This window comes from Bartonella vinsonii subsp. vinsonii (assembly GCF_902825235.1).
Lineage (GTDB): Bacteria > Pseudomonadota > Alphaproteobacteria > Rhizobiales > Rhizobiaceae > Bartonella > Bartonella vinsonii.
The window spans coordinates 45080-64996 of record NZ_CADEAJ010000001.1; the positions used below are offsets into that span (position 1 = coordinate 45080).

The window sequence follows — 19917 nt, forward strand, 5'->3', positions numbered from 1 at the left end:
TATATTAAACCTCTCTTTTACCTTAGGAAAAATAAGCGAAGCTTGGTTTTGTCATGATTTATTTCTGAAATGGTTTATCTTTGGTTTGATCGAATTCAGCTTCTTTCTTACCCATGGGCAAGGGAACAGGGTGATCCGATAAACTGCGTAAATAAAGCAAAAGATCAGAACGATCTTGATCATTTTTGATCCCACGAAAAGACATAATTGTTCCTAGGAATACTGTACGTGGCGATTGTATATAACGATCTAAAGTTACAAAATCCCATCTTTTATCAGAATTTGCACGTAACGCCCGTGAATAAGCAAAATCTGGTGCCGCTGCCAAAGGTCGGTTTACTATGTCCCAAAGCACTGGACCAACACGGCTAGATTCATTGCGTCCAGAAGTATGGCATATAGCACATTGGCGAAAAATTTTACGCCCATTTTCAACACTACCCTGTTGAAGACGATCATTGAGTGATAAAGAACTACCAGACGTCTTTTGCTTCTCTTTGAACACATCATTTTTTGTAGCTGTATGAGGATGTTGAACCGGTGTAGAATGGTCATAAATTATATCACTGAGTGTGGAAATCCCCACTAAAATCATCAGCACAAAGAGACAAGCAAAAATAACATAAATGACTGTTGAGCGATTCATAAAAACTTAAACGTTCACCTTTTCATTACCATTTTTAGTGTAAGCCGTTTCTTTATAACATACAACATTATAAATACAGCACACATGGTATTCGGAACTTTGCAATGGCACTTGAACCTATTATTCTTATTCCTGCTCGTATAGGCTCAACTCGCCTACCCAAAAAAGCTCTTGCTGATATTGCCGGAAAGCCAATGATTGTTCATGTCGTTGAACAAGCAAAAAAAGCTGCAATAGGACGTATCCTCGTTGCAACAGATCACAATGACATTGCCAAAGTTGTCACAACTTACGGACATGAATGCATCATAACATATGGCGACCATAAATCTGGATCTGATCGTATTCATGAAGCTTTAACGCGTATTGATCCTGAAAAACGCTACAATGTTATTGTGAATTTACAAGGTGATCTGCCAACAATAACGCCTCATGAAATCATGAGTACTTTACGCCCTCTAGAAAATAGCTTCACTGATATTGCAACCTTGGGTGCCAAAATCATTGAGGAACATGAAAAGAAAAATCCGAATGTTGTCAAAATTATTGGTACACCGCTTTCTCAAAATCGCCTTCGTGCTCTTTATTTTACCCGTGCAACAGCGCCCTATGGGGATGGCCCCCTTTTCCATCATATTGGAATCTATGCCTATCGACGCGAAGCACTTGGGCAATTTGTAGCGCTTAAACCCTCTCCGCTTGAGGAACGTGAAAAACTTGAACAATTACGCGCACTAGAACATAATATGCGTATTGATGTAGAAATAATCAATACAATTCCCTTAAGTGTTGATACGCAACATGATCTTGAGAAGGTACGCAAGATTTTATCATGAAAGCACTGAAAAAAAATAATAAAATCTCTTTCCAAGGAGAATATGGCGCAAATTCCCATATTGCTTGCTCCAACATGTTTCCCAATATGGATGCTGTACCTTCTGCTACTTTTGAAGATGCTCTCCACTTGGTCGAAAGCGGACAAGCTGATCTTGCAATGATTCCTATTGAAAATACTCTTGCTGGACGTGTTGCAGATATTCATCACCTTTTACCGCAATCTTCCCTCTATATTATTGGTGAATATTTTTTGCCTATCCATTTTCAACTCATGGTTTTACCCGGCGTCACACACGACGAAATTAAAACTGTCCACAGCCATACGCATGCCCTTGCACAATGCCGTAAAATCATACGTAAAAATGGCTGGATACCTGTCACTTCTGCTGATACAGCTGGAGCTGCAAAATTTATTAAAAAAAATGCAAAGCGTTCACAAGCAGCCTTAGCTCCTTTGATTGCAGCAGAACTCTATGGACTTGATATTCTTGAAAGAAATGTCGAAGACAGTCCTAATAATATTACCCGTTTTGTTATACTTTCGCGTTCTCAACAACATGTGCCAAAACCCCAAAATGGCGAAAAAATTATTACGAGTCTCCTTTTTCGAGTGCGCAATGTACCAGCTGCCCTTTACAAAGCTCTGGGAGGATTTGCTACAAACGGTATCAATATGACAAAATTAGAAAGCTACCAAATTGGTGGAAATTTCAATGCAACACAATTTTTTGTTGATATTGAAGGACATCCTGAAGATCCCATGATGCAACTCGCCTTGGAAGAACTCTCTTTCTTTTCTGCTGAACTTCGTATTATTGGCATTTACCCAGCTAAGAACGACCGAACACCACATGTATGAAAGATCATTAAACTGCGTAATCTTTCGTGGACAAAAAAGAACACTTTGTAAAGCCCGTAATACAACTCTCCTAGAAAAATTTTCTTCTTTCTTCTGAAAGAACTTGATAATAAACTCTGAAGAGAAAATGGAAACAACATCTCTTAATGGAATAAAATTATTCACAATACCTTTATGAATGACATAACAGAGCATCAATTCATGCACGAACAGAAAACAATTTAAGTTGCTTCCAGAATATAACAAACAATAATGCTTTCACTTGTAGTAGATTTTAATAATGCTAAAACTGATTTTTATAAAATGAGAAAATGCCGTTAGCTCTGCTTTATGTATTAAATTTGACCTTTCATATTTACGAAAACTGATCTACAATTAACTGTACTTTGGGATAATTAAAGGGAAAAATAATGAAAAAAATTTTCACTCAAGGGTTAGTAGTTGCCAATATTCTCGTTTACTCTAGTGTTGCATTTGCTGGATTTGGTGAGAAAAAATGGAGTTTTGCACCCGATGAAAGCGTTAAATTTGCTCCATCCGATACAATACATCAAGGCGTTGAATATTCTTGCGAGGTATTTAAACCCAAAAAGGTGTCCTTTACTTTATCGTACTCTTCTCCTTCTGACTTAGATAAATTAAAAATTGTTGCTGACGATGAAAAGAAAATAACGCATGATAAAGAACACAAGACCTTTACACTTAAAGATATAAAATCTCTTCATATAAGTTTCCCTCCGTCGGGAAATTATATTTTTACAAATATTACTAAGAAAAAAGTTATTGGAAAAAAGTGCGATACAGGAGATTATGATTAAATAATATTTCTAAGAGAACTTCAATTTGCGTAAATTTATGCAATTGCTAAAGTAAACCTTTTCTCAAAATCGGGTGTGGGAAGTTATCAATGCCCGATTTTCAAAAAACTCAAATTTGCGTTTGTTTAACAACAAACTGCTCGGAACTCAATTTCAGACAACTCAATAACTAAATATCAAGAAGCTTTTGCAGTCAATGAGGCTGTTTTATATTTTTGTTATCAGAGCAACTTTTTAATAAAAGCGCCATATTCATATTTGCAATTGAAACATCTCTAAATTACAATAAACTACACTGTAAGTCACATACATAAAAAATAACAAAAAAGCTGCTTTGGTCCTGTAAGAGTGTTCCAGATCTTGTCAAATATAAAAACATATAGAATAGAAGATATGTCCTGTTAATAAGAAATAAAGTCACAACACACACGAGAAGTCCTCGTCTTATTTTATTTTCATCATGTTAAAATCATATGATTGCACTGTGTTTAAACCACATTTCTCTAAACTTACACAAAGAAAGATTAACTTTACTTTTTCTCTAACTGTTCAAAATTCTTCAGTCCTTTAAAGCAATATCATCTGGATTACGTTGTCATTACTCTAGCAACAATACTTTTTCCAAATTTCCAATTTTAATTCATTAAATAGGATGTATGCCCCATCTCCTCCTTTTTGCAGCTACAAATTTCCATAAATGTTGAACAACTTCAAAAAAATAAATACCCCTCCCCTAAAATCCTAAAATAGATCTTTACCAACCAGAAACTCCTGAAAATAAACACTTTGTTTATAGCCAATAAATAGAGAAAATTCTTTTCAATGAAAATGAATGTATCTTCATCCTCTTTTTGTTGTCCATAGATGCAAAAATGAAGCTCAAAGAAAAAAATCTTTGTCATTCTTATTATATTTTTGTTTCTTAGCTTGATTTTTCATTTCAAATCGACAATATGACTTTGGGAGGTTGGTGATGGACGAACTGCTCGCCAACTGGGTCAGGTCTGGAAAGAAGCAGCCCCAACGAGTTCTGGTACGGGTCATCGTACCAGCCTCCTTTATTATCAAGTAAATCATATCTTTGTCATTTTTTGGTGAAGCATCTTGAATTTTCAAAGGAACGTTGCGCATAAGCAGAGAAGAAACTCGGCTCTCTTTAAGCAAATTGTCTCGTTCTTTCAAAAAATAAATTGATTGAGAAAAAATCCTTTTATATTAAAGTGCAGTATTATCTGTACCTTTGTATTATTGGAATGTACGCATAAAGAGCTTCAAAGTTGGAATCGTTTATGGAAAATACGCCGGTAGAAACGACCTATCGTGTTCTTGCTCGTAAATATCGACCTCAAAATTTCTCTGATCTCATTGGTCAAGAAGCGATGGTGCGCACCCTTACAAATGCCTTTGAAACAGGTCGCATTGCACAAGCGTGGATGCTAACAGGAATTCGCGGAGTGGGAAAAACCACAACAGCGCGTATTTTGGCACGTGCCCTTAACTACAAAACAAAAGATATTAACCAACCAACAACTCTCTTGAATACACTCGGTGAACATTGTACGCAAATCATTGAAGGACGCCATATCGATGTTATAGAAATGGATGCGGCTTCACATACCGGTATTGACGATATTCGTGAAATTATTGAACAAATACGTTACCGTCCTGTTTCTGCACGCTATAAGGTTTATATTATTGATGAAGTGCATATGCTTTCAACGCAAGCATTTAATGGCTTATTGAAAACACTTGAAGAACCACCAGCCCATGTAAAATTTATTTTTGCAACCACAGAAATTCGCAAAGTTCCTATTACGATCCTTTCACGTTGCCAGCGTTTTGATCTACGGCGTGTTGAATCAGCAGTTTTAAGCGCACATTTACGCCAAATTGCAAAACATGAAAATGTAGAAGTAGAAGATCAAGCACTCTCTATGATCGCTCGTGCTGCGGAAGGCTCTGTACGTGATGCACTGTCCATTTTTGATCAGGCAATTGCTCATAGTAACGGCAATGTCAGTGCCATTGCTGTGCGCACAATGTTAGGATTAGCTGATCAAGCGCGTATTATTGATCTTTTTGAATTCATTATGGAGGGCAATGTTGTAGATGCATTGCATGAATTACGCAACCAATATGACGCAGGCGCAGACCCTCTCACTATATTAACAGAATTGGCTGATTTCAATCATCTGGTTACGCGTCTCCGTTTTACTCCAAAGATAGCCGAAGATCTCTCGCTTACTGAAAATGAACGTCTAAGAAGCCTCGATTTTTCACAAAAACTTTCCGTCCCTATTTTATCCCGAAACTGGCAAATGTTACTTAAAGGCTTACAGGAAGTTAGTCAAACGGCACATCCGCTTCAAGCTGCTGAAATGTTACTCATTCGTCTTGCACACAGCGCAGATCTTCCAACTCTTGATGAAGCTTTAAAAAAGCTTACCCAAGAAAAAACACCTCTCACAATCGTTCCAAATGCTTCTCATCAAGAAGCCATAAATATAAATAATACAACAAAAGAAACAGCTTTATATACTCCTTCTGCCCCAGACGTTTCAAACACATTAGCAAATCAATCAGATTTAAAAACACCACTGGAAAACCAATTAGATCACTCCTTACAACCAAAAGATTCAGTTGAAATTCAAACTCCTGAAAGAACGAATGCCTCTGAAAAAACAAAAACTCTTGAAACTTCTCAATCTGTTGACCTTTCTGAAAATATTGCCAATTTACCGCATTCCTCCACGCAAACAGAAAAAGAAATTTTTGAACCACAAACTGTCGTTATTAATTCCTTGCATGATATTGTTAAATTAGCTGAACAATATCATGCGTTTTCTTTCAAAATCCTTGTTAAAGAATTTGTTCATCCTGTTTCTTTTAAACCAGAAAATATTACCTTAAGACTTTCTAAAGATGCTCCACATTCACTTGCTCGTGATATAGAAAAAAACCTTTTCCAATGGACTGGAAAACGCTGGACTCTAACCTTCGTTAATGAAGGAGGAGGACCAACCCTACAAGAAGAAAGTGTGGCGGTCCAAAAGACTCTTTTTTCTAATGCACAAGCAGATCCCGATATCGCAAAAATACTCAACCATTTTCCAGAAGCAAAAATTGTCGATATTCGCTCGAATAAACAAGAACATGATCTTGATTTGCTCCCCAATACCTTTAAAAATACTGATACTTTAAAAAATGAAAATGATATCAACGATGAATAAGGATACCCATTCCTATGCGTAACATGATGAACATGATGAAAAAAGCCAAGGAAATGCAAGAGAAAATGCAGCAAATTCAAGAGGAAATGGCGAATATGCAAGCCATTGGTTCTGCAGGCGGTGGTCTCGTCAACATCACCTTAAATGGCAAAAATGCTATAATAGCGATTCAAATTGATCCTTCATTACTCAATCCTGAAGAAGCTGAAATTCTTGAAGATCTCATTGTAGCAGCTCACCATGAAGCTAAAATAAAAATCGAAACAGCTATAGAAGAAAAAACCAAAAGTATAGCAGCAGGACTGCCGCTCCCATCGGGTTTAAAACTACCACTCTAAATGGACCGGATTGCATTTAATCTCGGGAGATAAAAGTATGTCTAAATATATTGCAGGACCTGAAATTGAGCGTCTCATTCAGCTTTTAGCACGAATACCAGGTCTTGGTCCACGTTCGGCACGTCGTGCTGCACTTCACCTTATTAAAAAAAAGGAGTCCTTACTGGAGCCTTTAGGAGCAGCGGTACAAGTAGCTGTAGAAAAAGTTGGTCTTTGTTCTGTTTGTGGGAATGTAGATACAACTGATCCCTGTTCAATTTGTACAGATCCCCGTCGCGATGATACAACAATTATTGTTGTTGAGGATATTGCTGACCTCTGGGCTCTTGAACGTGCAAAAACTTTAGCAGCGCGTTATCATGTATTAGGTGGACGTCTTTCTCCATTAGATGGAATAGGCCCAGATGAACTTAACATCGCTCCTTTAGTACAGCGCGTTGTAAAGGGCCCAATTACAGAGATTATTCTGGCCGTTAATGCCACTGTTGAAGGACAAACAACAGCACACTATATCACCGACCAACTTTCCAATTTCTCCGTTAAAATTACTCGGCTTGCTCATGGAGTGCCCGTAGGAGGTGAATTGGATTATCTTGATGATGGAACCTTAGCCGCTGCCTTACAAGCAAGAACCAATCTTTAAAGCTACCTTTCCCTCTCTTTAATAAGGAAATACCAACATGCACAAAAAAAGAAGACTCTCTTTGCTGAACGACTTCGGCCCCGGCATTCTAGCGTGTTTGCTCGTATCCACTTTAGCTTATGGTTTAGAAATTGTAGAAAAGCAACTGTTTGCAGAGGCATGGCTCGAAAGCCTTGTTTTGGCAATCTTACTAGGGTCTATTGCTCGTAGTTGTTTTACTTTTCCAAAATATTTTCAGAAAGGTATCAATTTTTGCGCAAAAACACTTCTCGAAATTGCTATTGTTCTTCTCGGTGCAAGCATTAGCATTAATGCTGTTCTTGCCATCGGTTGGAATTTGCTTGCTGGTATTGTCTTCATTATATTCATAACTATTCTCGTCAGTTTTGGTATTGGAAGACTTTTTGGGCTTTCTTCACATTTAGCAATGCTCGTTGCTTGTGGTAACGCCATTTGTGGTAATTCAGCTATTGTTGCAACTGCTCCCGTCATCAACGCTAAGCACGAAGATGTAGCAGCATCAATTGCTTTTACCGCTCTTTTAGGCATTATTATTATTCTACTTTTACCTTTTTTACACCCTCTTCTGAATTTATCATTTAGCCAATACGGTGTGCTTTCAGGCATGGTTGTTTATGCTGTCCCTCAAGTTTTAGCAGCAGCAGCACCAATATCTTTTCTGAGTGTTCAAATCGCAACAATTGTCAAATTGGTGCGCGTTTTGATGCTAGGCCCTGTTATTTGTACTTTATCAATCATCTATCATCGTTCAGCACAAACACGCTTGCGTTTACATACACTTATCCCGTGGTTTATCATTGGTTTTATTCTCATGATGCTTGTCCGCTCAAGCGAGCTTATTTCTACAACGGCTCTTAACCCTATCAAAACTATTGCGCAATTATTCACTGTCATTTCCATGGCCGCATTGGGATTAGGGGTTGATATCCGTTCATTAAAAAAAGCAGGATGGCGTGTTATTTTGACATCAATCTGCTCCATACTCATTCTTGCTGCCTGTAGTCTTATCATGATAAAATTAATTGATTTGAACCATATAATGTTTTGAATCTGCATTTTTTTAAAAAATATTGTAAAACACACCAATAAAACAAACAGGACTAAAAAAATAACAGCAATCTTTTATCACATTACCTAATGAGAATATTTTTATGCTTATCCTTGCTATAGACACTGCTTTAATCTATTGCGCCGTTGCACTCCTTCGTTATAAATCTGTCATTGCCCGTATCAGCGAACGCATGAATAAAGGACATGCTGAAAAACTCATTGGATATATTGCACAAGTAACTGACCAAGCTAATATGTCTCTTAATCAGGTTGATCGCATCGCTGTTAATATTGGACCTGGATCCTTCACCGGTGTGCGTGTAGGTGTTTCAACAGCAAGGGCTTTGGCACTTGCACTTAAAATACCGGCTGTTGGAGTCAGTGCAATGGAAGCATTAGCAGCACAGACACGCAACAAAAATACCACCTCGGCAATCTCTGTTGTTATTGAAGCTGGAAGAGACATGTTCTATCATCAAAACTTTAATGAAGATCTTACACCTTTAGGGGCACCTGGCTTAAAAACAATTGAAAATATCATTGAAGATTTACCGCAAAAAACGACATTAACTGGTCCAGCAGCTGATATCGTTGCGCTATATATAAAAAAGAATAAAGTAAACAAAACAATCGTGCGGAATAAAATTCTCTGCGAAGCAGCTGATATTGTAAACTATGCGCACCTTGCCGCAAATAAACAACCACAAAACCCGCCCCGTCCACTCTATTTACGCAATGCTGACGCAAAACAACAAACGGGTTTTATTTTACCACGAAAAAATGATGTTTAAATTTTCATTGATAAAAAAACATTTTTGGATTGCTCCACTACAAACTGATGATAGTGCTTCCCTTCATCAAATTCACCAGCATTGTTTTGTTCCTGCTTGGGAAAAACAAGCTTTTGAGAATTTCTTAACAGATCACTCTATCTTCGGATACAAAGCCTCCTTCATTGGTAAACCAAATCAAATATTAGGCTTTTGTCTATGCCGTCTTATTCTAGATGAAGCAGAAATTATCACAATTGCTGTTCACCCTCATTTTCGTCGAAAAGGAATTGGTACCTTGCTTATCGACAGCACACTCCGCCATCTTCACCACGAACGCGCTATAAAATTATTCTTAGAAGTAGAAGAAACAAATGTTTCTGCTTTAAACCTTTATCAACATTTCGAATTTCAAAAAATTTCTAAACGACCTGCTTACTACCAATCAAAAAATAGCCGCACAGATGCAATCATTATGCAAAAAAACTTTTAAGCAAACAGATTGAGATCTGTGCAAAAAACATTTAGACATGCATTATGAATAAAGTAAATCCTAAAAATACGCCTCCTGTTACGCCTAAAAAGGTTTTTATCAAAACCTATGGGTGTCAAATGAATGTGTATGACAGCCAGCGAATGACTGATAGTCTCAGTTCACAAGGTTATGTTACAACACAAACACCCAATGATGCCGATCTTATTCTTGTGAATACCTGTCATATTCGTGAAAAAGCAGCAGAAAAACTCTATTCTGATCTTGGACGTTTGCGTGTGATGCGTCAAGAAAGAACACCTGATAAGCCTTTAATGGTCGGTGTAACTGGTTGTGTGGCACAAGCCGAGGGAAGTGAAATTTTGCGCCGTGCTCCAACAGTAGACCTCGTTATTGGTCCGCAAATGTATCATCGCTTGCCAGACTTGTTGGAAAAAGCCAAACAAGGGAAAAAAGTTATCGAAACAGATTATGCTGTTGAAGATAAATTTGCTCACTTACCACCTCATAATAAACGCGCTGTAAGAAAACGAGGCGTTAGTGCATTTTTAACAGTGCAGGAAGGCTGCGACAAGTTTTGTACTTTTTGTGTTGTTCCTTACACACGCGGTGCCGAAATATCACGATCTGTAGAGCAAATTACTGAGGAAGCGCGCCAACTCATTGAAGCCGGTGTCAAAGAAATTACGCTCCTTGGTCAAAATGTCAATGGCTGGCATGGACAAAGTGCTAATGGTAAAACTTGGCGCCTTGGCGACCTTCTCTATCACCTTGCCAAATTGGATGGTTTAAAGCGTCTCCGTTACACAACCAGCCACCCGCGAGATATGGATGACAGTCTTATTGCCGCTCACCGAGACCTTGATATATTGATGCCTTACCTGCATCTTCCTGTTCAATCAGGTTCAGATCGCATCTTAAAAGCAATGAACCGTCAACACAAAAGCATTCATTATCTTCAGCTTATCGAAAAAATTCGTACAGCGCGACCTGATATTGCTTTTTCAGGTGACTTTATTGTAGGATTTCCAGGAGAAACAGATGAAGATTTTGAAGAAACCATTAAACTTATTAAACAAGTGCAATACAGTTCAGCCTATTCTTTCAAATATTCACCGCGACCTGGAACAGTTGGGGCAACAATGAAAAATCATGTTGACGAAACTGTAAAAGATGCTCGGCTTCAACATTTACAAGTGCTTCTTCTTGAACAGCAAAATACATTTTTACGTTCTAAAATTGGTCAAACAACCGATGTTCTCATCGAAAAAGCTGGGCGTCATTCGGGACAAATGGTAGGTCGTTCCCCTTGGCTTTTACCTGTTGTCGTGGATACAGAGGCCTCTGCGGGTACTGTGATAGCAATTCACATTAAAAATGTAAGCTCAAACAGTTTTGTCGGTGAAATAGCAAATGTGTAAATATGCCTCTCATACTTTGTATACAACATAGGTTGCAGAAAACCCTTTTATTTTTGAAGAAAGTGATTACATCTAAAGCTTGCATTTTATGAATAGAGAGATTGTTTTTTATAAAGTTTTCTCAAGAAAATGTGCAAAATTTATGTGAATATGGGAGAATAATAGGCTGAAAGCTTCAACCGAAAAAGTAAAGCGCGTTAAAGAAAAAATAAATGCTAACCCTGAAAATACGCGTATTTTCAGAAAAGCAAGCACACGAGATATGAATCATGTTGTTTTAATTTTCGAAAATAATAGAGATGCGAAAGTAGTTTTTGGTAAACTCGACGAAAATCTTGCTTATATCGAACAAAGACTCGGACTTAGCATTCATCCACGTGGGAATGAAGTTCTCATCCGTGGAACTGTTGCTGCTATAAAACGCGCGGAATATGTCTTACAACAGCTTTATGAACGCGCCAAAACACATCAAGAGCTCACTTTATCAGATATAGAAGGAGTGATTGCCATGGCAAATTTGCTACAGAAACAGCAAGAAGCCTCCACAACACCCCAACCTGCAAAAAAAACTATCACCGCACGATTAAGTACCCATAAAAAAACAATCCATGCCCGAACTCCGACACAAGATGCCTATATACGTGCAATGGAACGTAGCGAGCTTGTATTCGGGGTAGGACCAGCAGGAACAGGCAAAACATACCTCGCGGTTGCTCATGCTGCCATGCTTTTGGAGCGTGGTATTATTGAACGAATTATCCTCTCACGTCCTGCCGTTGAAGCTGGAGAGCATCTGGGCTTTCTTCCTGGAGACCTAAAAGAAAAAGTTGACCCATATTTACGTCCACTTTATGATGCCCTTTACGATATGATGCCTGCTGAAAAAGTAGAGCGCATTTTAGCTTCTGGTGTCATAGAAATTGCTCCTCTTGCATTCATGCGCGGGCGAACACTTACCCATGCAGCTGTCATTCTTGATGAGGCCCAAAATACCACCCCCATGCAAATGAAAATGTTCCTCACACGTCTTGGGGAAGGAACACGTATGATCATCACCGGCGATGTAAGCCAAATTGATTTGCCTACCGGACAAAAATCAGGTTTAATCGAAGCAATACGCATTCTCTCACATGTAGAAAATATTGTCATTATTCACTTTAATGAAAAAGATGTTGTGCGCCATCCCCTTGTTACCGCTATCGTCCATGCTTATGATCATGATTCTGGTATACAAATTCAAGAAACATCATCCTCAAGCGCTTCATCAAAAAAGTGAGTTTGATTTGTCATGATTACTATTGATATAACTGTTGAGAGCTCTGGATGGAATGATGAGAAAACGCTTTATCATATCACTGAAAAAATATTAACAACAACAATGCATCATGTCTCATTAGAAAATGTTATAAGCGAAGTCAGCCTTCTTTTTACGGATGACAAACATATGACACAGATCAACGCGCGATGGCGTAATAAAAACAAACCCACGAATGTGTTATCCTTTCCTGCTTTTCCACTTAAAGCTGGAGATCCTCCTGGGCCTATGCTTGGTGATATTATTATTGCACGAGAAACTGTTGCGCTTGAAGCAAAAAAAGAAGGAAAATTATTTCAGGATCATTTGGCGCATATGATTGTTCATGGTGTCCTCCATCTGCTTGGCTATAACCATGAAACAGATGACGAAGCGCATCACATGGAAAAGCTTGAAAGAGAAATTCTTCAAAAGCTTTCCATAAAAGACCCCTATATTGAATTGTCTTAAAATGATAAAAATGAGCCTTCTTAAATCGCTATCGCCATCATACAATTTAAAACCTTTTATGTGTCTATTATAAAAAGAAAGTTTGAAGATTTCAAAATTATGGCAAACAAAATAAATACACCAAATAACAATCACATATCTTCTCATAGTGAAGAACATGCCTCTCAACAGGCTCATCATCCAGAAAAACACTCCCTACTGAATCATTTGTTTTCGTTTTTACGTGGCCGTAATCATAAGTCATTGCGCGATGATCTGACCGTTGCACTCAATACTGACAACGAAAAAGACACAGCTCTCTTCTCACCTGAAGAACGTACTATGCTACATAATATCTTACGTTTGCGTGAGGCACGCGTTGATGATGTTATGATTCCACGTTCTGAAATTGAAGCATTGGAAATAAATACCCCGCTTGGAGAAGCTCTTAAATGTTTTGCGAAAATTGGACATTCTCGCCTACCTGTTTATGCTGAAACTTTAGATGATCCGCGAGGAATGATTCATATCCGCGATATTCTTAATTATATGACTCGCTTTATTATTAACTCAACCCAAACCGAGCAGAAGTCTGATTCACTCCAGTTAAATCATACGGATCTACACACTCCAATTGGTGAATTGGATTTGATTCGAACAGTTCTCTTCGTTCCTAGTTCCATGCTAGCAAGCAAATTATTAACACGTATGCAAACGACACGAACACAGATGGCTCTCGTTATTGATGAACATGGTGGCACAGATGGTCTCGTTTCTATGGAAGATATTGTCGAATTGGTCGTTGGTGATATTGAAGATGAACATGACAATGTAGACAATGCTATCGTGCGTGAACCCGATAACAAATGGCTTGTTGATGCAAGAACCGAACTAGAAGATGTAGAAGAAGCTCTTGGTCCTGATTTTATCGTAGGAGAATATGGTGATGACGTTGACACCATTGGTGGTTTAATTGTCTCTATTCTTGATCGTATTCCTGAAAAAGGTGAAATCGTTGAAGCTGTCCCCGGCTATCGATTTCGTATTTTAGAAGCTGATAAACGCCGGATTAAGCGGTTACGCATTTTTCGCATTCCAGAAAATGAAAATTTTGAAAACAATGCCATCCCTAAAAAATAATCAAACCTTTCTCAGTAATTTTATACTTTTTTTGTTTTCTGTTACCGGCTGGAAACGACAAATATGGGTGTTTCTCTGTGGGGCTGCTACTTCTTTTGCACTTCCTCCTTTCTATTTGACACCTTTGTGCTTTTTAACTTTTCCCATCTTTATTGTTCTTCTTGACTCAATCCGTACTATCCAGAACAATAAAAAGCGCTTTCTTACTTACGCTCTAAGCTGTGGTATCTTTGGCTTTAGTTATTTTACCTGTAACCTTTGGTGGTTGTGTAGTGCCTTATTAATTGATCCGGTTTCTTTTGGTTGGGCAGTGCCATTTGCCATTTTAGGCCCTCCCCTCTACCTTTCTCTTTATTGGTTTTTTTCTGGTTTTATTGTCGGTTTATTATGGACAAAAGGAATAGCACGCTTTTTTGTCTTGGCTTTTGCGCTAGGATTGGCAGAGTGGTTGCGCGCATTCTTATTCACAGGATTTCCATGGAATTCTCTTGGCTATACAGCGATGCCAACTCCAATGCTCATGCAGTCCGATGCAGTCGTGGGACTTTACGGAATGAATATTCTTGCTGTCTTAGTCTACAGTTTACCAACTGTTTTATTAACGAATGAAAAAAAGAAAATCGCACTTTCTCTCTGCTTATCGCTTATATTCATCCACAGTGGCTTTGGATTTTATCGCCTCAACAGCATGCCAAACACAGCTGATTACCAAAAAAGCAATTATTGGGTGCGCATTGTTCAACCTTCTATCCCGCAAGACATAAAATTAAACAATACTACACGGGACGCTATATTCGAAACTCATATGAACTTGAGTACAACACCAACAACCGAGAAAAATCCAGAACCAGACTTTATCGTATGGCCTGAAGCATCCATTCCTTACCTTCTCGATGAGAACTCTGAGACAACAATGCGCATTGCCTCTCTTCTCAAGCCCCAACAATGGGCTATTATTGGTGCTATACGCATCAACGACGATCCTTCTCATGCACAAACACAATATTTTAATACAATTGCAGCCATCAATGCTGAAGGTGATATTTTAAATACTTCTGATAAACTTCACTTGGTGCCTTTTGGTGAATATCTTCCCTATGAGAATTTCTTGAAAAAAATTGGATTACGGATCCTTGCTGATAATATTGGTGGATATAGTGCTGCCAGTGTGCGAAAAACTGTCACGCTGCCAAATGGTTTTTCTTATCTACCGCTGATTTGTTATGAAGTAATATTTCCCAATGAAATGACTTTTGAAGGCTCCCCTCCACAAGCAATCATTAATGTTACAAATGATGCATGGTTCGGTGCAACACCTGGACCATATCAACATCTTCAACAAGCACAGCTGCGTGCCATTGAACTAGGAATTCCCATTATTCGAGCAGCCAATAATGGAATATCGGCTGTTATTGATTCTTATGGACGAATCGTTGTAGCTCTCCGTCAGAATGCTGTTGGTATTCTTGATTCACAAGTTCCATCATCCATTACTCCCATAGGAAGCAATGAATATAGAATATTCTCTACTTTTATCTTATTCATTCTTATGCTATTGTGCCGTATTGGTTTTGGTTCTACAAAACAGTTTAAGTGATCAGATGCCCAAGTACAGTATTGTGTTGCGCATACCAGTAATATTGGGAAAAAATGTTACATATTATTTTAATTATATGATAAACCAATCTCACATAAAGCTGATGTTGGTTTAGAAACAGAGTGCTGGGAATAAAGAGTTGCATTATGACCGAAACTAGAAAAAAACCCGATCCTATAGATGTCTATGTTGGAACCCGTATTCGTTTACGTCGTAATATTTTAGGGCTTACTCAAGAGAAACTAGGTGAAAAATTAGGCATCACTTTCCAGCAAATCCAAAAATATGAAAAAGGTACAAATCGTATTGGTGCAAGTCGTCTTCAAGCAATTGCAGAAATTATGGATGTTCCTGTTTCTTATTTTTTTGATAAAGGCCTTAATACACAACATGTAGAAGGCTTTGCTGAAAGCGATAATGATTTTATGGATTTTTGCTCTAGCAGTGAAGGAATCCAACTCATGCGTGCTTTTACGAATATATCCGATGCTAAAGTGCGCCGAAAAATCATTGATTTGGCAAAAGCACTTTCTGAAGAAGATATGACAAGTAAGTTATAAAATAAAAATTATATCTTTTCTCTCACTTATCTTATAAATCAGCATTGACGATTTGCCGTTGTATTGGGCAAATAGGGGCAACTTTAATAGACATTCATAACTGTTGGTTTTCTTTTTTGATGGAGTTCCTATGCCGCATCAAGATTATCTTTTTACAAGTGAATCGGTATCGGAAGGGCATCCTGACAAAATCTGTGATCGTATTTCTGACGAAATCGTTGATATGGTTTATAAAGAAGCACAAAAAACCGGTACAGATCCATGGATCGTGCGAATTGCTTGTGAAACTTTAGTAAGTGTAAACCGCGTTGTTATTGCCGGTGAAGTGCGTGTTCCTGATACACTTTTAAAAAGAGATAAAAATAAAGAACTCATCTACGATGAAACTGGTTGCCCACTCATTAATCCCACTCGTTTTCGTGCAGTAGCGCGTCGTGCTATCCGTGCAATTGGATATGAACAAGCAGGATTCCATTGGAAAACTGTTAAAATTGATGTTCTTCTGCGCCCTCAATCAACCGATATTGCACGCGGAGTTGATAACGCCATGGACCGGCATGGTGAAGAAGGTGCAGGTGATCAAGGTATTATGTTTGGATATGCTTGCCGTGAAACACCTGAACTTATGCCTGCACCCATTTATTATGCGCATAGAATTCTTAAACTTCTCGCGGCTGCACGCCATAAAAAGGAAGGAGAAACTGGAAAATTAGGACCAGATGCCAAAAGCCAAATAACAATACGGTATAAAAATGGAAAACCTATAGAGGTAACCTCTATCGTTCTTTCAACACAACATTTAGATGAAAGTTGGGATTCCAATAAAGTACGTACAGTAGTTGAGCCCTATATTCGTCAAGCTTTGCATGATATCCCCATTTCTGATCAATGCAGTTGGTACATTAATCCAACAGGGAAATTTGTTATCGGCGGTCCTCAAAGCGATGCCGGATTAACGGGGCGCAAAATTATTGTTGATACTTATGGAGGCGCTGCTCCCCATGGTGGAGGTGCTTTTTCGGGCAAAGATACGACAAAAGTCGATCGTTCTGCAGCTTATGCTGCACGCTATCTCGCTAAGAATATTGTTGCCGCTCATTTAGCAGATCGATGCACCATTCAACTCTCTTATGCAATTGGCATTGCACAACCCTTATCTATTTATCTTAATCTCCATGGAACAGGAAAAGTTGATGAGAAAATTCTCGAAGCAGCTATTCGCAAAATAATGGACCTTTCCCCCACTGGCATTAGAAAACATCTTGACCTCAATAAACCTATTTATACAAAAACAGCCGCCTATGGTCATTTTGGACGTAAGCCACAACTTGATGGTTCATTTTCATGGGAAAAAACTGATCTTATTGAAACCCTTCAAAAAATGATTAAAGTACCATGATTGAGCATAATATACGTACGCGTGAAGCCTTCTTTGGTCGCCGACAAGGAAAGCGACTAAGAAACAGTCAACTTGCACGTATAAGCACGCTTCTTCCAACTTTTAAGATTAATTTAAATACCCCTTCACCTCTCGACTTAACATCCCTATTTCCCAGTAAAGTAACAGAAGTCCGACTTGAAATTGGTTTTGGTGGAGGTGAACATTTGCTTCATGAAATGAACCATTTTCCACAAACTGGTTTTATTGGCATCGAGCCTTTTATCAATGGCATGGCAAAAATGTTACTGTCTCTTGAACAACATAAACAGTATCAAAGCCACATTCGCCTTTATGATGACGATGCTACACATCTTCTTGATTGGCTTCCCAATGCATCACTTGATGGAATAGATCTTTTCTATCCTGATCCATGGCCTAAAAAAAAGCATTGGAAACGACGTTTCATTAACATAAAAAATCTGAATCGTTTCGCTCGTGTTCTAAAAACAGGTAAAAAATTTCGCTTTGCTAGCGACATAGATGATTATGTAAACTGGACCCTCTACCATTGTGCACAGCATAATCATTTTGAGTGGGAAGCAGAAACCTCTAAGGATTGGAAAACTCCTTATCCGTTATGGTTAGGGACCCGCTATGAAGCAAAAGCTCTCCGCGAAGGGCGGACACCTGCCTATCTTACCTTTATCAAAAAATAAATGATAAAACGCCTTTCTTATAAACAACTTGAAAAGTTTTGAATTTAAGAGTATCAATACCTAAATTCTTGGTCTTATGATGAGGAGTGGGCCGTTGGACCCGCTCTTTTTTAATGTCATGAAACTGATGAAAATAACTTGGACAAAATGTATGAACGAAACTGAAAAAATAAGCGATCTTGACGAACCACGTCTTTTTGAAGAAGATGGTGTTGAGGCACGTGTTGCTGCTCTTATCTTGCCATTGCTTAAACCTTTAGGTTTTCGTTTAGTTCGTATTAAACTGCTTGGTCTAAATGGTTTAACTCTTCAGATTATGGTTGAACGCGCAGACGGCTCTATGACCGTGGAAGATTGTGAAACTGTTAGTCGAACTGTTTCTCCTCTCCTTGATGTGCAAAATGTTATTGAACGCAAATATCACTTAGAAATTTCATCTCCTGGTATTGATCGTCCACTGGTAAGAAAATCTGACTTTTTTCATTGGCAGGGGCATCTTGCAAAAATTGAAACCAAAACAACAATTGATGGGCGCCGAAAATTTCGTGGAACACTTACAAATATCACAGAAGACGGATTTATTTTAAATACTGATAAAGCCGCGGATGGAGAAGCCATGTATACCTCTATCCCCTTTTGTGATATTACAAACGCACATTTGGTACTTACCGATGAACTTATTCGCGACGCATTGAAAAAAAATAAAGATTTAAGTCAACAATTAATTCCCGAAGATAATTCTCATGTCTCGAAAAAGACATCAAAGTACAAGAATTAATATCATTGGGAAATGCCCGTCGAGTGGCACAGAGAAGGAGAAAATTGATGGCTACAAGCGCTAACAGGCTTGAAATTCTGCAAATTGCAGATGCTGTTGCACGTGAAAAGTCAATTGATCGTGAAATTGTCATTTCTGCAATGGCTGATGCTATTCAGAAAGCAGCACGTTCTCGTTATGGTCAAGAAACCAATATCCGTGCTGAAATAAACTCCAAAACAGGTGAAATTAAATTACAACGCCTGCTTAAAATTGTTGATGTTATTGAAGATTATACAACTGAAATTACTTTGACCGATGCACTCAAACGCCAAGAGGATGCAAAAATTGGTGATTTTTTTGCTGATCTTTTACCTCCTATGGATTTTGGACGTATCGCTGCGCAATCCGCTAAACAAGTTATTGTCCAAAAGGTACGTGATGCAGAGCGTGATCAGCAATACGAAGAATTTAAAAATAAAATTGGTGAAATTATTTCTGGTACAGTAAAACGTGTGGAATATGGTAATGTTATCGTTGATTTAGGTCGTGGTGAAGCTATCGTGCGCCGTGATGAATTAATTCCACGTGAATCTTTCCGCTATGGAGATCGTATTCGGGCCTTTGTCAATGATGTGCATCGTGAATCGCGTGGTCCACAAATTTTCCTTTCACGTACACATCCTCAATTTATGGTGAAACTTTTCACTATGGAAGTGCCAGAAATCTATGATGGTATTATAGAAATTAAATCCGTTGCCCGCGATCTAGGTTCACGTGCTAAAATTGCTGTTGTCTCACGCGATGGTTCCATTGATCCTGTTGGAGCATGTGTTGGAATGCGAGGAAGCCGTGTTCAGGCTGTTGTTGCAGAATTACAAGGTGAAAAAATTGAT

At 38.4% G+C, this 19917-nt stretch carries 19 protein-coding genes, 1 other RNA gene and 1 pseudogene; 20 read left to right on the forward strand and 1 reads right to left on the reverse strand.

Going from position 1 to position 19917, the window contains the following annotated elements; genetic code table 11:
- Positions 1-58: 58 nt before the first annotated feature.
- Positions 59-646, reverse strand: a complete 588-nt coding sequence (locus J7R12_RS00210) for a c-type cytochrome (RefSeq protein WP_126602512.1) — start codon at positions 644-646, stop codon at positions 59-61.
- A gap of 104 nt (positions 647-750) precedes the next feature.
- On the opposite strand from J7R12_RS00210, the gene J7R12_RS00215 reads away from it, so the two are divergent.
- The 20 genes and pseudogenes from J7R12_RS00215 to nusA form a co-directional block, all read left to right on the forward strand.
- A complete protein-coding gene (locus J7R12_RS00215) occupies positions 751-1482 on the forward strand; it encodes a 3-deoxy-manno-octulosonate cytidylyltransferase (protein WP_126602510.1) in 732 nt (243 codons plus the stop codon).
- A complete protein-coding gene (locus J7R12_RS00220; protein ID WP_126602507.1) occupies positions 1479-2342 on the forward strand; it encodes a prephenate dehydratase in 864 nt (287 codons plus the stop codon). The genes J7R12_RS00215 and J7R12_RS00220 overlap by 4 nt, the downstream gene beginning before the upstream one ends.
- Positions 2343-2752: 410 nt before the next feature.
- Positions 2753-3160, forward strand: a complete 408-nt coding sequence (locus J7R12_RS00225) for a hypothetical protein (protein WP_126602505.1) — start codon at positions 2753-2755, stop codon at positions 3158-3160.
- Positions 3161-4122: 962 nt separating this feature from the next.
- Positions 4123-4220, forward strand: an RNA gene (gene ffs / locus J7R12_RS00230) — signal recognition particle sRNA small type.
- A 229-nt stretch (positions 4221-4449) separates the two neighbouring features.
- On the forward strand, positions 4450-6390 hold the full coding sequence (locus tag J7R12_RS00235) for a DNA polymerase III subunit gamma/tau (RefSeq protein WP_126602503.1): 1941 nt from the start codon (positions 4450-4452) through the stop codon (positions 6388-6390).
- A 14-nt stretch (positions 6391-6404) separates the two neighbouring features.
- The gene (locus tag J7R12_RS00240; RefSeq protein WP_126602501.1) at positions 6405-6728 is read left to right on the forward strand and encodes a YbaB/EbfC family nucleoid-associated protein; all 324 of its coding nucleotides are present in this window, start codon (positions 6405-6407) and stop codon (positions 6726-6728) included.
- A 37-nt stretch (positions 6729-6765) separates the two neighbouring features.
- Positions 6766-7371, forward strand: coding sequence for a recombination mediator RecR (recR, locus tag J7R12_RS00245; RefSeq protein ID WP_126602499.1), 606 nt, complete (start codon positions 6766-6768; stop codon positions 7369-7371).
- Between the two features lie 37 nt (positions 7372-7408).
- Positions 7409-8440 carry a YeiH family protein gene (locus J7R12_RS00250; RefSeq protein WP_126602497.1) on the forward strand — a complete coding sequence of 344 codons (1032 nt, stop codon included), beginning with the start codon at positions 7409-7411 and terminating at the stop codon, positions 8438-8440.
- 103 nt (positions 8441-8543) lie between these two features.
- Positions 8544-9233: a tRNA (adenosine(37)-N6)-threonylcarbamoyltransferase complex dimerization subunit type 1 TsaB gene (gene tsaB, locus J7R12_RS00255; protein WP_208439022.1), complete on the forward strand. Its 690-nt coding sequence runs from the start codon at positions 8544-8546 to the stop codon at positions 9231-9233.
- Positions 9226-9718: pseudogene (gene rimI, locus J7R12_RS00260) on the forward strand (ribosomal protein S18-alanine N-acetyltransferase). The gene tsaB and the pseudogene rimI overlap by 8 nt, the downstream one beginning before the upstream one ends.
- A 31-nt stretch (positions 9719-9749) precedes the next feature.
- Positions 9750-11126, forward strand: a complete 1377-nt coding sequence (miaB, locus tag J7R12_RS00265; RefSeq protein ID WP_126602493.1) for a tRNA (N6-isopentenyl adenosine(37)-C2)-methylthiotransferase MiaB — start codon at positions 9750-9752, stop codon at positions 11124-11126.
- Positions 11127-11292: 166 nt separating this feature from the next.
- Positions 11293-12402 (forward strand): PhoH family protein, encoded by a 1110-nt coding sequence (locus J7R12_RS00270; protein ID WP_126602492.1) that lies wholly within the window; start codon positions 11293-11295, stop codon positions 12400-12402.
- A gap of 12 nt (positions 12403-12414) precedes the next feature.
- Positions 12415-12891, forward strand: coding sequence for an rRNA maturation RNase YbeY (gene ybeY, locus J7R12_RS00275; RefSeq protein ID WP_126602490.1), 477 nt, complete (start codon positions 12415-12417; stop codon positions 12889-12891).
- Between the two features lie 99 nt (positions 12892-12990).
- Positions 12991-14010: a hemolysin family protein gene (locus J7R12_RS00280; protein WP_126602488.1), complete on the forward strand. Its 1020-nt coding sequence runs from the start codon at positions 12991-12993 to the stop codon at positions 14008-14010.
- Complete coding sequence (lnt, locus tag J7R12_RS00285) at positions 13973-15607, forward strand: apolipoprotein N-acyltransferase (protein WP_126602486.1); 1635 nt, start codon at positions 13973-13975, stop codon at positions 15605-15607. The genes J7R12_RS00280 and lnt overlap by 38 nt, the downstream gene beginning before the upstream one ends.
- A gap of 146 nt (positions 15608-15753) precedes the next feature.
- Positions 15754-16167: a helix-turn-helix domain-containing protein gene (locus J7R12_RS00290; RefSeq protein ID WP_126602484.1), complete on the forward strand. Its 414-nt coding sequence runs from the start codon at positions 15754-15756 to the stop codon at positions 16165-16167.
- A 130-nt stretch (positions 16168-16297) separates the two neighbouring features.
- A complete protein-coding gene (gene metK, locus J7R12_RS00295) occupies positions 16298-17566 on the forward strand; it encodes a methionine adenosyltransferase (protein WP_126602482.1) in 1269 nt (422 codons plus the stop codon).
- Entirely contained in the window at positions 17563-18264 is a 702-nt protein-coding gene (locus tag J7R12_RS00300) for a tRNA (guanine(46)-N(7))-methyltransferase TrmB (RefSeq protein WP_126602480.1), read from the forward strand. Before metK ends, J7R12_RS00300 begins: the two co-directional genes overlap by 4 nt.
- Before the next feature lie 127 nt (positions 18265-18391).
- Complete coding sequence (gene rimP / locus J7R12_RS00305) at positions 18392-19042, forward strand: ribosome maturation factor RimP (protein ID WP_126604010.1); 651 nt, start codon at positions 18392-18394, stop codon at positions 19040-19042.
- A 47-nt stretch (positions 19043-19089) separates the two neighbouring features.
- On the forward strand, positions 19090-19917 hold an 828-nt coding region (gene nusA / locus J7R12_RS00310), incomplete at its 3' end, for a transcription termination factor NusA (RefSeq protein ID WP_208439023.1).

What these genes read in the sequence shown, in the direction of transcription:
- J7R12_RS00210 (WP_126602512.1), bottom strand. Translation starts at nt 646, where the DNA reads ATGAATCGCTCAACAGTCATTTATGTTATTTTTGCTTGTCTCTTTGTG.
- J7R12_RS00215 (WP_126602510.1), top strand. Translation starts at nt 751, where the DNA reads ATGGCACTTGAACCTATTATTCTTATTCCTGCTCGTATAGGCTCAACT.
- J7R12_RS00220 (WP_126602507.1), top strand. Translation starts at nt 1,479, where the DNA reads ATGAAAGCACTGAAAAAAAATAATAAAATCTCTTTCCAAGGAGAATAT.
- J7R12_RS00225 (WP_126602505.1), top strand. Translation starts at nt 2,753, where the DNA reads ATGAAAAAAATTTTCACTCAAGGGTTAGTAGTTGCCAATATTCTCGTT.
- J7R12_RS00235 (WP_126602503.1), top strand. Translation starts at nt 4,450, where the DNA reads ATGGAAAATACGCCGGTAGAAACGACCTATCGTGTTCTTGCTCGTAAA.
- J7R12_RS00240 (WP_126602501.1), top strand. Translation starts at nt 6,405, where the DNA reads ATGCGTAACATGATGAACATGATGAAAAAAGCCAAGGAAATGCAAGAG.
- recR (WP_126602499.1), top strand. Translation starts at nt 6,766, where the DNA reads ATGTCTAAATATATTGCAGGACCTGAAATTGAGCGTCTCATTCAGCTT.
- J7R12_RS00250 (WP_126602497.1), top strand. Translation starts at nt 7,409, where the DNA reads ATGCACAAAAAAAGAAGACTCTCTTTGCTGAACGACTTCGGCCCCGGC.
- tsaB (WP_208439022.1), top strand. Translation starts at nt 8,544, where the DNA reads ATGCTTATCCTTGCTATAGACACTGCTTTAATCTATTGCGCCGTTGCA.
- miaB (WP_126602493.1), top strand. Translation starts at nt 9,750, where the DNA reads ATGAATAAAGTAAATCCTAAAAATACGCCTCCTGTTACGCCTAAAAAG.
- ybeY (WP_126602490.1), top strand. Translation starts at nt 12,415, where the DNA reads ATGATTACTATTGATATAACTGTTGAGAGCTCTGGATGGAATGATGAG.
- J7R12_RS00280 (WP_126602488.1), top strand. Translation starts at nt 12,991, where the DNA reads ATGGCAAACAAAATAAATACACCAAATAACAATCACATATCTTCTCAT.
- lnt (WP_126602486.1), top strand. Translation starts at nt 13,973, where the DNA reads ATGAAAATTTTGAAAACAATGCCATCCCTAAAAAATAATCAAACCTTT.
- J7R12_RS00290 (WP_126602484.1), top strand. Translation starts at nt 15,754, where the DNA reads ATGACCGAAACTAGAAAAAAACCCGATCCTATAGATGTCTATGTTGGA.
- metK (WP_126602482.1), top strand. Translation starts at nt 16,298, where the DNA reads ATGCCGCATCAAGATTATCTTTTTACAAGTGAATCGGTATCGGAAGGG.
- J7R12_RS00300 (WP_126602480.1), top strand. Translation starts at nt 17,563, where the DNA reads ATGATTGAGCATAATATACGTACGCGTGAAGCCTTCTTTGGTCGCCGA.
- rimP (WP_126604010.1), top strand. Translation starts at nt 18,392, where the DNA reads ATGAAAATAACTTGGACAAAATGTATGAACGAAACTGAAAAAATAAGC.